Consider the following 12628-nt stretch of genomic DNA (forward strand, 5'->3'; position numbering starts at 1 on the left):
CTATTACCCTTAAAACCTATATGCAGTCTATTAACGCCAGAGGTAATTTCGGAGGCAATATATGTCAAATAATCACATAAGTAGCAAAACCTTTTCAGTTGAAGAATTTATTTCAGACCCAAACGAAGCGCTAGAGAAAGGTGAAGGCGCTCCTGTTGCTATTACAGCCAAAGGAGATGTTCAGTTTTATGCTGTTCCTGCGAAGCTTTTTGAAGATATTATTAATTATGTTGAGTATATGCAGCGTGGAAATACTGAACTAAAAACCGCCCCGGGGAAGTTTAATTTAACCGCTGCTATGGTTGATGACATGACGGAAAGATTAAAAAACTTGTCAGATGATGATCTTGGAGAGTTTATAGAATGCGAAAAGAATACATAAAAAGTATAGATAACGAAATTATCGAAATATACGAAGATGGCCGAAAAGATAGTAATGACAAAGTCTCTTCTTCTGTTAAAGGGAAGTTTAGGCCTACAGAAAGTAGGCTGAAGAAGCTGAGTGAGACTACAGAGAAAGTATTATATGAGAAAGGGAAAAAGGATTTTTGATGTCAAAAGTAGAAGTTAAGATATTCCAGAGCAAGCTTATTGCTAAGGCTTTGGACCCTGAAGAAGCTCAAGCTCTTTTTGATGACTTTCGAGCGTATAAGAGCACTGGAGTTTTACCTGATACATTTGGACGTGACGCCCCTTATGACCATACTACGAATAGAAAATATCTCGAGTTGCAGCACATACATATTATGCGTGGAGGTAAAAAGTTCCCCCTTTATACGGTTCAGTTCTACCGTACATCTGGATATGTTTTGGTTTACTCCTGAATCCGTGGCCCCGTCAGTAATATTAACCTTTAACACACTGAAAATGATGGCAAAATATCCCCATCGTCCTTTCACCCAGTAAGCGCTATGTCCCGAATTCATCTACGCTCCAGCCACAAGACCCTAACCAGCCATGCCGGCCTGGCCCTAATTGGCGATTGCCTGTCCCTGTCGCATATTGATGCTCTTGACGGGCGCTTTCCCACCAGCCGAGGTATGAAGACCAGCGATTTGATCAAGTGTTATGTTGGCCTGTTATGCCTGGGCCAGAGCGACTTTGAGGCGATAACCAATCGCCGTGCGGACCCGGCCTTCCGCAAACTGCTCAAAGTGGGAAAGGTTCCCAGTAGTGAGTGGTTACGCCAACGCCTTGAACAGTTGGCCGAGAAAGGTTTGTCAGAGCATCTGCCCGGCTCCAGTGTGGAGCTGTTGAAAGGGGCTGAGGCTCTGGTCAGCCTGGAATCAGGCGCGGCAGCCGGTTATGTGTGCCTGGATATTGACACCTTTGTGATGGACAACAGCGATACCCGCAAAGAAGGCGTGTCACGCACCTATCAACAAGTGGATGGATATACGCCGATAGCGGCCTATCTGGGGAATGAAGGCTGGTGTCTGGGTCTGGAGCTGCGTCCGGGCAAGCAACACAGCGTGAAGGACAGCGACGGCTTTATGCGGCGAGTGTTGCCACGGGCCAAGCGGCTGACCACGGAGCCCCTGCTGATTCGGCAGGACAGTGGCTTCTGCAGCCAGGAGTATCTTTGGGCTCTACGCCAGCAGCGAGAGCAGGCGTGGGAAGAGCAACGTCGGTTGGACTATATCGTCAAATGGAATCCCCGTAGTGAGGCCCGTGATATGGCCCTTTGGGTGCAATTGGCGGAGGGACGGTGGCGGGAGGTTCGCGAAGGTAAGCGGGAAGCCTTGTGGCTGGAGCACGTGGAATGTCGGCATGGAGGGAACAGCTGGGAAGAGCGTCGAGTCATTCGATTGGTGGAACGAACCAGTGATCGTCAGGGGCAACTTCTGCTGGAGCCGGAGTATGAACTGGAAGGCTGGTGGAGCACTCTGGAGCAGACGCCGGAGCAGATTATTAAGAGCTATCGAGCCCATGCGACCCATGAGCAATTCCACAGCGAGATTAAAAGTGACCTGGACCTGGAGCGATTACCTTCGGGGAAGTTTGCGGTGAACGACCTGGTGTTACGGCTGGCGATGCTGGCTTATAACTGTCTACGTCTGCTGGGGCAACTGGGGATGACCGGGACGTTGAGTCCGGTCCGACACCCGGCGAAACGGCGGCGCTTGAAGACGGTGTTACAGGAGTTCATGTACCGTGCGGCGCAACTGATCCACAGCGCCCGGCGTTGGATACTGGACTTTGGAGAGGGGTTCCGGGGATTGGAAGCCTTCATGATGGTGCAGGCGCACCTGAGGAGAGCGGCCTCGGGTTAGAGAGGGATTAAACAGAAGGATTCAACGAAAGAGTCGGCGGAGATGGCCGAGGGCTTCCCCTGTCCGGGCAGCCGAAAATGCCCCAATAAGAGCTGGTTTTGAGCGATGCTAAAGAGCTAAAGCAGGGGGAGAGATAGAGAAGTTGGCTCGGTGCTGATCGAAAATCAGGGCGCCAGGGGTCGGGAAAGCGTTGGCGGCAAATCACACCACGGATTCAGGTTACTGTCCTGGGTTCTATAATCCTAACTGGTATCTTTTGATTAGCATTGTTAAACACTGGAATTGGAAACAACCAGAGGTTGTTAAAGGTACTGATAGGGATGAATTTCTTATGGATAAGCTAGAAAAAATGGCTGAAGCGTTTCGTAAATCGAAATAACTAGCTTATTCAATTTGAGAGGGTGCTGCATACATCTTCACATAGTTCCGAAAAAGCGCACGCCTTCAAACATAATCAGGGTCTTGAGCCATTAGCTGGCATATTTCAGATTGGGCATATTGTGTTGGAACCCTATGTCTGCTTGACTTGAGATTTGATCGGTGCGCCAACAAGCTCAGCAAAAATAAGAATAGGGCGCGCAGACCAAAACGTCATCGCGCGACTCCTCCGTTCGCCCTGAGCTTGTCGAAGGGCTTCCCAGAGTGCTAACCCAAACCCACTAACACCCTCAGTCGTGAAAACGATCCCCCCTCTGCCCATGGACTGGTCGCCAAGTTGCGAGCTTGGCGAAGATGTGGCCTGTCGAGTGCTGAAGCGGCGACTACACATGTTCGTTTCCCCCGAGACATTGGAAACGTTAGGACCGCTGCTGAATAAACTGCTGACGGAAATAAGCGAAGGAGGTGGCGAGCGCTGACCTTGATTTGGCCCTGGGGTGGAAGCCTCGGGGCCTTTCCCTGGCCCATGGAGAGAGTGGGAATAGTCAGCCTTTTTTATTGTGGCAGTGATAGCCACCCTTTTTATGGTCATGATGACAGCCGTTACTATCCGTCCCTCCCGAATGAGCGTTTGCAAAACCAGCGAAAGAAAAAAGTAAGGTAGCTATGATTACGAACGTCTTCATGGCGGTACTTCCTATATTTCCAGATGAGAGGCTACGCAAGAACTGCATAGTCGATAAAATATAGGCGTCGATCGTTATTTGATCAAATTGTGACTGGTAGGATGACGACGTTTCACCCTCTGTCCGTTTATCTCACGTCATATTGAATACTTCTCGTGCTCGTATTCCATCCCATTACGCGTCCTAAATCACGATCAAGGTCTTACCGTACGGGCTTTTCCGCTGTAATAGCCGTCTACGGGGTTGTCGGTAGCAACCCTCTAAACAGCACGAATATGGAGAGGCTAATGGCGGTATTTAGCAGGTTTCTTAACTGGTTGATCCTAATGTTGGGTATGGCGTCGGGCTGTACCGTGATGGCGGCGGATCATGTGGGTGTGCGGCATCTCAATGTGGCGTCGGAGCAGCGCGCTGGCGATCTTGATGTGACGGTATGGTATCCGGCGACAGAGGGCGGTGAGCCGGTGTTACTGGGCGACAGTATTTTTTTCTCCGGCGTTCCCGCCACGCTTAACGCACCCATAGCCACCGGAAAATTTCCACTTATCCTGCTTTCCCATGGCGCAGGTCTGGGTGGAAGTGCGCAGGCCATGAGTTGGATGGCGACGCCTTTGGCGCAGCGGGGATTTATCGTCGTTGCGCCGACTCATCCCGGTAACACTGGGCCGAATAGATCGGCCGCAGAAACGATGAAACTCTGGTTGCGGCCCCTTGATCTAACTGACGCCCTTAATGCAATGCAGACGGATGCGTTTTTTCGCGAACACTCGCGCTTCGACAGGGTAGGCGTTCTCGGGCTTTCCATGGGGGGCGGCGCGGCCTTGCTGATGGCTGGAGCCCGCCTCGATCCTGAACTACTGGCGGCATACTGTGATACCGACCAGCGTAATGCGTCCCTGTGTGAATGGGTAAGGCAAAGCGGCGTGGATCTCCATAAAATGGACCTTCAGCCAGCAGGCCGTGACTATCGTGATCAACGCATTCGCTTTGCGATGGCTATCGACCCCGTGCCCATAGACGTTATTGCAGGCGACTCTTTCAAGGACATAACGACTCCCGTTGCCCTGGTGAATCTGGGACCACCAGGAAAGATCCCGCAAACAGCACTGGCTTCTGACCTAGCCATGGCCATCCCTGACGCCACCTACACACTGATCAGCGACGCCAGTCACTACAGCCTGTTTGGCGAATGCAAACCTTATGCGGCGGACATCGCCGAAGAAGAACAGATTGGAGAACCCATATGCTCCGACGGCGGCGGGCGCTCACGGCATGCGATTCATGATGAGCTGGTTCAGTTGGTTTCGAGAGCGTTTGAACTGGCGCTGCATGGGGTGCAATAGCGGAGAGCTTCCTCGAATTGGCAAGCGTGGTTGGTAATAGAGACATAGCCAGAGCCTCGATCCCGAGTGGAGTAAAAGGCATACTTAATCGCACCCTGGAAGGGAATACTGTCAAAGGACGCATGTAGCGGTGGTTGAAACGATGCTAGGCGACGATGAAAGAAGATTAGTTAACGATATTAGACGGACTGTCATCCTCCATGATTATATTTCTCATTGGGGGCAGCCCATCTCTCGTACATTGTGTTCGAATAAAAAAAGTCAAGTTGACGTTGAAGTCTATGAGTTTTCTTCGAAAGAAGACGGCGTATACCGTTTAGCGACAATCGGGATTTCTGGTCAGGTGCTTGAAGGCGGGGGCTTGGCCAACTGGGAGTTTCTGCTATCTCTCCCAGCAGAATGGGAAAAAGAGGAAACCTCAGAGGTAGTCAACTATCTGCTTGATATTATGGCGTATTCGTTGCGCCCCGATGTTGAAGTTAAGGTAGGAAACACAATTCCTGAAACGTCATTGGCGCCAGCTTCATGGACAACGAAGGCTGTTTTATTTGATGAGCCCCGTGGTGAACCAGAGGAGATGTCCAGTTTTAAAGTTGGACATCAGGTTGTTGACTTAATTTGGCTGGTTCCGATCACAGAAAAAGAGCGCCAGCTTATAAAAAATAGCGGCATAGAAGAATTTGACAAATGGGAAGCTCATTCCGACAACTCATTAATCGATGTAAAAAGAATGAGCATATTTTAGCCTGCTCAGTACAGGTCTACTGTTGTGTGCAAGGAGGCGTCCTCCAGTTCTTCAAACTAAAAAACGCCTATGTGCGATATCCAAATATCACGCACATCTGGATGCTTTTGGTTATGCGACTGCAATTGCAAGTATAGAAATTTAAGTAGTAGGGAGAGCCGAATGTTGGTGCTTTTGTGTGGAAAAATGGGCGCGGGTAAAACGACTAAATCCAAAGAACTGGCAAAAGAGAGCGGGGCGGTTCTGCTCTCGGAAGATATATGGCTCGAATCTCTATATCCCGCGCAAATTCGTAGTGTTGAAGACTATGTAAAGTATTCAAATATGATAAAGCCGTTGGTTAAATCGCTTGTGCAAGATGTGCTCAATACGGGCTCTGATGTCGTGATGGATTTTCCCGCCAATACAATCGGGCAAAGAGGTTGGCTAAAAAGCATATACACCGAAATTGGCGCTGATCACGAGCTAATATACATAAAAGCGCCCAACGAAATTTGTTTGAATCAAATAGCGAAAAGACGCATCGAGCAACCGGAACGAGCCGCAACGGATACTGAGGAAATGTTTGTGCAAATAACCAAATATTTTGTCGAGCCTTCTCCTGAAGAGGGCTTTAACGTCACAATCATTGAGCATAACAAGTAGCGGCAACGGACCCACCCTCTTGTGGCTCGTAGCACTCACTCGGCCACAAATGGGCTCCGCTCCTGATGGGCAGAAGCGGCTGTCTAAATCAGCTTGAAGTGGTTCGGGCCGTCTCCCCAGGAAGTGGCGTACTCTGGTTTTCATTCTTCTTCGTCATCAGGAACAAAGCCTCCGTCTATATTTGCCTTTCCCCATGCCAAGTCTTCGGGCTCGTCGTCACCATCGTTTTCACTGTTAAGCCAGTCATTCACGAATTTCGAGCGCCTGAGAAACCTTTCGCCGCGTAGACGGGGAGGTAAGTTTTGTTCTTCTTTTTCTATCTTGTCGATCAATGGAGTGACTTTGCTCATAACTGACCCGCATTAGCTTCCAAATAAGGTTGCGTGTAACTCAACTATCCCCTGATAAATGGCATCAAAGATGAAGCCAGGTTGGGCAGTGGATAGGAAAGGAGGCCCCGTTTACCCATCCTGCCCCACCGTTCGCCCTGAGCCTGTCGAAGGGCTTCCCAGAGCGCTAATCCAAAACCACTAACCAGCCCCAGCGGTAAAAACAATCCTGCCCTCACTGACGCTGACTTCAACCTCCGTATCCACCCCAAACCCGGCTTGCTCCAGCCAATAACCCTTAATCAACATCCAGGGAACGGGTTTGAAACCGCCATAATCATAACGGCTGGAAGAGAGGTGATAATCGTAATAACCCTTGCGGACCTTGAGACGGCGCTGATGGGGAAGGGCAGATTTTCCTTTAGCCGAGCGACGCTCTGGCTTATCATGCGGCTTAGCCATAATTGACTCCAGTTAAGTCTTTTGTGGTTAGCTGCCTCTGGGTGTTGCGAGCACTCAGGGGTAGCGCTTCAATTCATATATTTAAATCGAGATATTTAGTTATATTTTCCCTTGGAAACGGTGGTTTCTAACGTGGGAAATACCCTCCTATCATTAACTGGAATGCTGGTTAAATCAACAGGTTTTTGCGGTATTTATTAATAGTTATTAGTCGCAAGAGCCTTCGGTTAAAACCAGTGATTCTAGGCTTTCCGGCAGCTTTGAAGTAGAAAACATAACAAGTTTCTGACCCGCTCTTGTCATAGCCATATATAGTTTTCTGCACATTTCCGTTTGTGCTTCTTTTCTTTCATCTTCGCTAAGATCTAGACTATTAGATTCGTCTAACATCCTTTCCAAACCAATAATAAATGTTACTCCGGCCTCCAATCCCGTCGCGCTCTCAAGTTGAACCAACTTTATATAGCTTTTTCCTGGTTCTAGAGTCTTCTTTTTCTCGTAAAAGCACCATACTGAATCATTTCCAACTCTTTCTTGAATACGCTTTTTAATTGCCCAGGGAGAGATTGACTTCGTATGGATAATCATTATCTGATTAAGTGGAACATTGCTTTTCTCAACGCAATATATTACTTCATTGATCAGCCTATCTACAGCATCCTGTTGAGTCGAGCTATAAATAATAAGAGGTTTGGAGCCGTCCGTCATATTCGAGTAGTCTGGCGATAGATAATCTGCGGGGTCTTCTTGTATCATGCTTGTAAGAAACTTATATGCTGCCTCTAATATCGGTTTTGTGGTTCGATAGGAGTAATAAAGATTCTTGGTTTTTCCACGCACATCTAAGCCTACCCGTTTCCAGCTTAGACGACTTTTTAGGAAACCTTGGTTAGGATCGGCGCACATAAAGATCTGTCCGTCATCCTTTAATGAGAGCTTAACTAACTGAAACCAAGAAGGAGCAAAAAACTGAGCCTCATCGATTAATATGTGATCATACTTCTCTAATAGAGGCCATGTCTTTTCTTCTGAACACATTTCTTTTATATATAAACTTGCAAGGTAACCTTTTTTCGTGTCCGAAAATATTGCGGAGAATTTTTCATAAATTTTCCATATTTCTGACTTTTCGGAGCCTCTTAACGAGAAGCCTCTACCTTGACGGCTTGCGCTTATATACTCTTCTTCTGAATTTATTAAATTGTCGTTAATGAAAGTAAGTTCATCCAATAAATTGCTGTCGTTTATTTTGATGGAAGGATGATCCTTTCTTGTTGTTTTAAGTTCGTCAATCGCTTGCTCACAGTGGTCAAAGACAGGCTTTACCCAACTAATTGACTGTTTTCGTTGTGACAGCCCCCAGGCGTGAAAAGTGGATATTGCCAAGTTGTCTGGTATACCTTGCCAGTACTCGTCAACCCGATGCTTTACGTCAAGAGTTACCGGTTTGTTATGAATAAGTAGCAGAGTTTTCTTTTCTGGATACTTTCTGCAGTAGAGAAGAGCCCTATTAATTAATATGAGCGTTTTTCCGCTTCCAGCAACTCCATTTATCAACCGTATATTTAGTTCTTCACTAGCATCCTTATCTTCTTCTTGTTCTAAAATATCCAGTTTTGACGCTAGCTCTTGGTCGTAATCTAAAAAAAACTGATCCAGGTGAGCGGAGCTGTCACGGTTCCCTAGTATCCTGGTCGTACATGCCAAGGGTATTTTGCTTTCTGGAAAAAAACGGGCCTTCAGCCAGTGATAGCTATCTTCAGCATGGGGTGAACTCAATGATGCAAACAAGTTTGGCAGGTCCTCCGAAAACTGTTTGCGCCCACAGACGGTAGCTATACTTTGCCTTTGTTCCAGTAAGGGTAACTGGCTCGTATTGAGATCATTATCCGACCAGATAACTACAAGAAATTGAATCTCGGGAGCATCAGGGAAAGCTTCTTTCAGCTCTTTAACAATAGTCTTTACAGAATCATCAGAAATTACTTGAGGAGGGGATTTAAATACAGAGACGGGTAACCATCGTCTATCCGGGCCTTCTATGACGAAACTAGAAACTGCGATTTCTGGTATAAGTTGGGAGCCAATAGTATAGCTGTCATCAAGCGAGTCTAATACTTTTTTTACGTGCCGGCGGATTGTTCTTTCTACATTAACAACTGTGCTTGGTACATAAAGAGCCATTATCTATTCCACTTTTATATGTTTAATGTTACCTGTCAGATTTTGATACCATTTAATCCACTGAAGTACTTTTGGATTTTCTATGTCAGGTGAGTGGTTAATTTCCGGACCAATGATTATTAGCTTTGTCATTGGTCTTGTGATTGCGACGTTCAAGCGCTCCGGCTGAAAGAAAAAACTGGCAATAGTCTGGATAAAAACCGGGTCGGTGGCGCAAAGTGAAATAATGATTAGCTCTCTTTCCTGCCCTTGCATTCTTTCAACCGTGTCTGCTACGACTTCTCTTGCGGTTGTGCCGCCTAAAGCTGCTGATAGCTCAGAGCGAATTCTTCTAGCATGATTTCTGAAAGGCGTCACCACGCCAATCTCTTTGGGAGGCATTCCACAGCGAATTGCTTCACAAATAATCTCACTAACAGTCTTCGCGTCTTTTGAGTTAACTGTTCGAGCGGAAAAGCCGTGGCTATTTATAAATACAGTGCTTGGCTCGCTTGAGAGGATGCTTGAAAATTTTCTTGGAGGAGTAGGCAGGGAAAAAGTTCTAGATTTATTATCCCCCTCTGAAGTAAGTCTCTCATGATAGAAAGTTTTGCTTGGCCACTGTGTGAGCCACTGATTCATTCTATATGTTCTGCTAAGCATAACTGATGTTTCGCATCTGTCAGTAACTAGCTTTGAAAAAATAGAGAATGAGTTACTATCGAAAACGGAGCGAGATAGCACAACAGGGGGAAGTTGCTTGTGATCGCCAATGAAAATGTATTTTCTGGCCTTTCGCATAGCCATAACAGCCAGGGGCAAGGTAACTTGGCTGGCCTCGTCAAAGATAACGGTGTCGAATTGATATTTTTCCAGTCTGGAAGAGCAGGTGGCGAAAGGCGTCGCTCCTATTACATATCCATCTTGCGGCCTGGACTTCCAGTCGTCGGCGCATGAGTAAACCTCAATATCCCTATTGAGCACTTTACTACCAGATTTCACCCCAACTTTAATAACTGGAACATTTTGTAGCTTTATCTTGTTGAGAGCGTTGTTTATAGCCATATGAGTATGGGATGTCATTAAGACTCGCTCTCCCTTATCGGCCAGAATCTTTGCAATCAATGAGAGAACCTTGGTTTTACCTGTACCGGGAGGTCCTTGGATGCAGGCGACATACTTGGCGCCGACAGCACGGGCCACCGCCTCAACCTGCTCGTCATTAAGATTCTGAGATTCTGCTATCTCGGCGGCTGAGTCATAGTCTTCTTCATATATATCATTATATGGAAGCTTACCGGCCAAGAGAGGAAGGACTATGTCCCGACCTATTCGGAGAGTTGCGATTTCCTCCAGCGCTTTCTCATAGAAGGGCTTTAGATCCATGGTGTCAGCGTCAGCGTAGCACTCTCCTCCGTTATAATTGGCAAACTGCTTGTCCAGACTCATCCCTGTCAAAAGCCATCGATCATCCTCTTCTTTTTCCACTAGCAATTGAAATAAAAAACGAGTGGATACAGCGTCACCGCTATGGACACAAATCATATCTCCTTCTCGGAAGCGAGACTCTCCCTTGCCGAGATATGCCCATATCGAGTCTTTTTCATGGGCCTTTTCCAGACGGTGAAAATGTTGAGTGTCCCCTGTTTCAAGTTTTTTAGAGAGGAGCTTCTGCCAGCCCTCCAACAACTTTGTTTGATTAGCTGTGAACTCGTCATCCACAAACTTTCTGAGGTCATTGAGTAAGTTGATTGTGTCCATAGAGCGCGCTTAAATAAGGCCTCCATCTAGTTGTAATTGGTGACGGAGTGTTACTTGTTTTGTGTGATCTTATTACAGCCATGAGACAGCTTTAGCATAAGACTCATTTATAGCAAAACTCTTTGATAATTGCTTTATATTAGTCCTACTGCAACTCCCAGTTCTCCGACAATACATCAAGAAGTTCTATTTGCCTTTCTTGCAAGAAATCTGGCGTCCAATTCGGTGCATTAAGAACCTGACTTGTCAGCGCAAAAGACGAAACTTGTTTCTTGCCGGTGAAGTAGGAATCCTTCTTCCTGGTAAAAGGGAAGTTAGAGGCTTGCGCATTTCGACGAAAGTTCAGTGGAACGAGATTAGCAAGCCGATGGGTCCATTGTTGTTGGATCTCTTCATCAGGCCAGTCTATTCGCCATTCGCTGTCCTCATAGATGGTTTGTGGCAGAACGTGTTCAATTGTCAGAATGTTGTGATCATATGTCGCGGCGCCATCCGCCAAGAAAGAGTCGAGTCGGAGGATAAGATAATTTCTACGCCTGGCGGCCAAGTAATATACATCCCCATTCATTTCGCGAAGCATTTCTGCCTTTTCCGGGGGCGTCAACTCGATTGAGGTAATTGGATGGGCGATATTATGAGGGTCTTCCAACTCACTAATCAGTTTTGAATAGCGCTCGATTCGCTGATTAACATTTTTGGAGCAAATATGCAGATAAGCCGCCAGACGTTCCAACTTTCTAAAAAACCAAGCTAAATACTCTGGCTCGTTTTTATGAGCGGCAAGAAACTTGATTGCCGGTGGAATCCAGTCAGAATTGTCGATTCTGTTTAGCCACTTTAGATAGTTGTTAATATTCTGTGCATTGGTTGGGGATGCATAGTCCGCATTGAGGGCAGTCGATAAGGCTTCTGCATAGGGTTCCAGAAGTTCCGCCACCAGCGACTGTGGAGAAAATCCCCTATTGATGACATGGCTTCTAAATTCCTCCAGTAATGCTCTCCTGGCTTTCTCTTTGGCATAGATCATCCTGATGTAGGCAAACAGATCATTAAAGCGTGAGCGGCCAAGGGTTACTTCTATTTCTTCCCAGCGTTCGCTATAGCTGTCTCGTTCGGGCTCTGACTCGATCTTACCGATAACATCCGCCTTAATAATGTCTGTCGGTTGCAGGTCCAATCCCCGACTATTCATGACCGAAAATACGCGAAATGCGGATTGTTCGTTGGGAGTGGATACCGCGACAAGAAAACAGCGTTGGAGTAAAAACTGAACAAAGCCTTTCATAATCTCAGGATTATCAAATCGCCGAGACAAACGGTCGCGCATCAGTAAGGCATTTTTGCGAAGATTCTTCTGGGATTCATTGCCTATTCCTGACTCGTTCAATTGACTTAGTTCTTCAAAATGTAACCCTTGGACATAGCGGCCAAAAAAATCCTTGTCTCGATCTCGCAGTGACAGGCGGGGTTTAGCCTCTAAGCCTTCAAATTTATTGCCTGGCTCACGAATATACTTCAGCAATGTCTCGCGATCAGTGCCTTGTAAGGTGCTTGCCAATGCCGCCAACAGTATGGTCAACGTTGTAAGCCTTTGTTGCCCATCAATCACTTCTGACTTTGGCCGGTCTTCTTCTTTGATCAGTACAATGCTGCCGAGAAAATAACCTTCCTCTGGTTCATTGTCATAAAAGTCAAAGAGATCATTAATTAGCTCTGATGCTTCATCTTCCGTCCAGGCATAGGGTCTTTGATAAGAAGGGATAACGTATTCGAAATCTGAACTAAATATTTTTGCTAAAGGGTATTCCGCTCCACTGATCTTTTTGCTCATGGCAATGCTCCA

15 protein-coding genes are annotated in these 12628 nt (G+C 46.7%); 9 read left to right on the plus strand and 6 right to left on the minus strand.

Translation table 11 applies throughout. The features are described 5' to 3' along the window. Positions 1-61 precede the first annotated feature (61 nt). From EUZ85_RS15880 to EUZ85_RS15905, 6 genes are all read left to right on the plus strand, one after another. The gene (locus tag EUZ85_RS15880; RefSeq protein WP_127970208.1) at positions 62-382 is read left to right on the plus strand and encodes an antitoxin of toxin-antitoxin stability system; all 321 of its coding nucleotides are present in this window, start codon (positions 62-64) and stop codon (positions 380-382) included. Next, a complete protein-coding gene (locus tag EUZ85_RS15885; protein WP_011397615.1) occupies positions 364-552 on the plus strand; it encodes a hypothetical protein in 189 nt (62 codons plus the stop codon). Before EUZ85_RS15880 ends, EUZ85_RS15885 begins: the two co-directional genes overlap by 19 nt. Next, positions 552-824 carry a type II toxin-antitoxin system YafO family toxin gene (locus tag EUZ85_RS15890; RefSeq protein ID WP_127970209.1) on the plus strand — a complete coding sequence of 91 codons (273 nt, stop codon included), beginning with the start codon at positions 552-554 and terminating at the stop codon, positions 822-824. Before EUZ85_RS15885 ends, EUZ85_RS15890 begins: the two co-directional genes overlap by 1 nt. 87 nt (positions 825-911) lie before the next feature. Further along, positions 912-2273: an IS1380 family transposase gene (locus EUZ85_RS15895; protein WP_127970210.1), complete on the plus strand. Its 1362-nt coding sequence runs from the start codon at positions 912-914 to the stop codon at positions 2271-2273. Between the two features lie 190 nt (positions 2274-2463). Continuing rightward, entirely contained in the window at positions 2464-2652 is a 189-nt protein-coding gene (locus EUZ85_RS31665; RefSeq protein ID WP_255509310.1) for a type II toxin-antitoxin system YafO family toxin, read from the plus strand. A 295-nt stretch (positions 2653-2947) separates the two neighbouring features. Continuing rightward, the gene (locus EUZ85_RS15905; RefSeq protein ID WP_127970211.1) at positions 2948-3130 is read left to right on the plus strand and encodes a hypothetical protein; all 183 of its coding nucleotides are present in this window, start codon (positions 2948-2950) and stop codon (positions 3128-3130) included. Positions 3131-3196: 66 nt separating this feature from the next. On the opposite strand, the gene EUZ85_RS32000 is transcribed toward EUZ85_RS15905, so the two are convergent. Beyond that, positions 3197-3385, minus strand: a complete 189-nt coding sequence (locus EUZ85_RS32000) for a YHYH domain-containing protein (RefSeq protein WP_370454943.1) — start codon at positions 3383-3385, stop codon at positions 3197-3199. 239 nt (positions 3386-3624) lie between these two features. Here EUZ85_RS32000 and EUZ85_RS15915 point away from each other — a divergent pair, with 239 nt between their 5' ends. From EUZ85_RS15915 to EUZ85_RS15925, 3 genes are all read left to right on the plus strand, one after another. Continuing rightward, the gene (locus EUZ85_RS15915; protein WP_241567053.1) at positions 3625-4680 is read left to right on the plus strand and encodes an alpha/beta fold hydrolase; all 1056 of its coding nucleotides are present in this window, start codon (positions 3625-3627) and stop codon (positions 4678-4680) included. 142 nt (positions 4681-4822) lie between these two features. Beyond that, positions 4823-5425, plus strand: coding sequence for a suppressor of fused domain protein (locus EUZ85_RS15920; RefSeq protein WP_127970213.1), 603 nt, complete (start codon positions 4823-4825; stop codon positions 5423-5425). 69 nt (positions 5426-5494) lie between these two features. After that, complete coding sequence (locus EUZ85_RS15925; protein WP_127970214.1) at positions 5495-6070, plus strand: ATP-binding protein; 576 nt, start codon at positions 5495-5497, stop codon at positions 6068-6070. A 140-nt stretch (positions 6071-6210) separates the two neighbouring features. Here the strand turns inward: EUZ85_RS15925 and EUZ85_RS15930 are convergent, their stop codons facing one another. From EUZ85_RS15930 to EUZ85_RS15950, 5 genes are all read right to left on the minus strand, one after another. Next, positions 6211-6420 (minus strand): hypothetical protein, encoded by a 210-nt coding sequence (locus tag EUZ85_RS15930; protein ID WP_127970215.1) that lies wholly within the window; start codon positions 6418-6420, stop codon positions 6211-6213. A 180-nt stretch (positions 6421-6600) separates the two neighbouring features. Then, positions 6601-6861, minus strand: a complete 261-nt coding sequence (locus tag EUZ85_RS15935; RefSeq protein ID WP_127970216.1) for a SymE family type I addiction module toxin — start codon at positions 6859-6861, stop codon at positions 6601-6603. 207 nt (positions 6862-7068) lie between these two features. Next, the gene (locus EUZ85_RS15940) at positions 7069-9045 is read right to left on the minus strand and encodes a UvrD-helicase domain-containing protein (protein ID WP_127970217.1); all 1977 of its coding nucleotides are present in this window, start codon (positions 9043-9045) and stop codon (positions 7069-7071) included. A gap of 3 nt (positions 9046-9048) precedes the next feature. Further along, positions 9049-10785, minus strand: coding sequence for an AAA domain-containing protein (locus EUZ85_RS15945; RefSeq protein WP_127970218.1), 1737 nt, complete (start codon positions 10783-10785; stop codon positions 9049-9051). A 145-nt stretch (positions 10786-10930) separates the two neighbouring features. Continuing rightward, complete coding sequence (locus EUZ85_RS15950) at positions 10931-12616, minus strand: DUF262 domain-containing protein (RefSeq protein WP_127970219.1); 1686 nt, start codon at positions 12614-12616, stop codon at positions 10931-10933. Positions 12617-12628 lie beyond the last annotated feature (12 nt).

This window comes from Hahella sp. KA22 (genome assembly GCF_004135205.1).
In the GTDB taxonomy this organism is placed as follows: domain Bacteria; phylum Pseudomonadota; class Gammaproteobacteria; order Pseudomonadales; family Oleiphilaceae; genus Hahella.

What these genes read in the sequence shown, in the direction of transcription:
- EUZ85_RS15945 (WP_127970218.1), bottom strand. Translation starts at nt 10,785, where the DNA reads ATGGACACAATCAACTTACTCAATGACCTCAGAAAGTTTGTGGATGAC.
- EUZ85_RS15880 (WP_127970208.1), top strand. Translation starts at nt 62, where the DNA reads ATGTCAAATAATCACATAAGTAGCAAAACCTTTTCAGTTGAAGAATTT.
- EUZ85_RS15925 (WP_127970214.1), top strand. Translation starts at nt 5,495, where the DNA reads ATGTGCGATATCCAAATATCACGCACATCTGGATGCTTTTGGTTATGC.
- EUZ85_RS15885 (WP_011397615.1), top strand. Translation starts at nt 364, where the DNA reads ATGCGAAAAGAATACATAAAAAGTATAGATAACGAAATTATCGAAATA.
- EUZ85_RS15930 (WP_127970215.1), bottom strand. Translation starts at nt 6,420, where the DNA reads ATGAGCAAAGTCACTCCATTGATCGACAAGATAGAAAAAGAAGAACAA.
- EUZ85_RS15890 (WP_127970209.1), top strand. Translation starts at nt 552, where the DNA reads ATGTCAAAAGTAGAAGTTAAGATATTCCAGAGCAAGCTTATTGCTAAG.
- EUZ85_RS15920 (WP_127970213.1), top strand. Translation starts at nt 4,823, where the DNA reads ATGCTAGGCGACGATGAAAGAAGATTAGTTAACGATATTAGACGGACT.
- EUZ85_RS15915 (WP_241567053.1), top strand. Translation starts at nt 3,625, where the DNA reads ATGGCGGTATTTAGCAGGTTTCTTAACTGGTTGATCCTAATGTTGGGT.
- EUZ85_RS15935 (WP_127970216.1), bottom strand. Translation starts at nt 6,861, where the DNA reads ATGGCTAAGCCGCATGATAAGCCAGAGCGTCGCTCGGCTAAAGGAAAA.
- EUZ85_RS15895 (WP_127970210.1), top strand. Translation starts at nt 912, where the DNA reads ATGTCCCGAATTCATCTACGCTCCAGCCACAAGACCCTAACCAGCCAT.
- EUZ85_RS15950 (WP_127970219.1), bottom strand. Translation starts at nt 12,616, where the DNA reads ATGAGCAAAAAGATCAGTGGAGCGGAATACCCTTTAGCAAAAATATTT.
- EUZ85_RS32000 (WP_370454943.1), bottom strand. Translation starts at nt 3,385, where the DNA reads ATGCAGTTCTTGCGTAGCCTCTCATCTGGAAATATAGGAAGTACCGCC.
- EUZ85_RS15940 (WP_127970217.1), bottom strand. Translation starts at nt 9,045, where the DNA reads ATGGCTCTTTATGTACCAAGCACAGTTGTTAATGTAGAAAGAACAATC.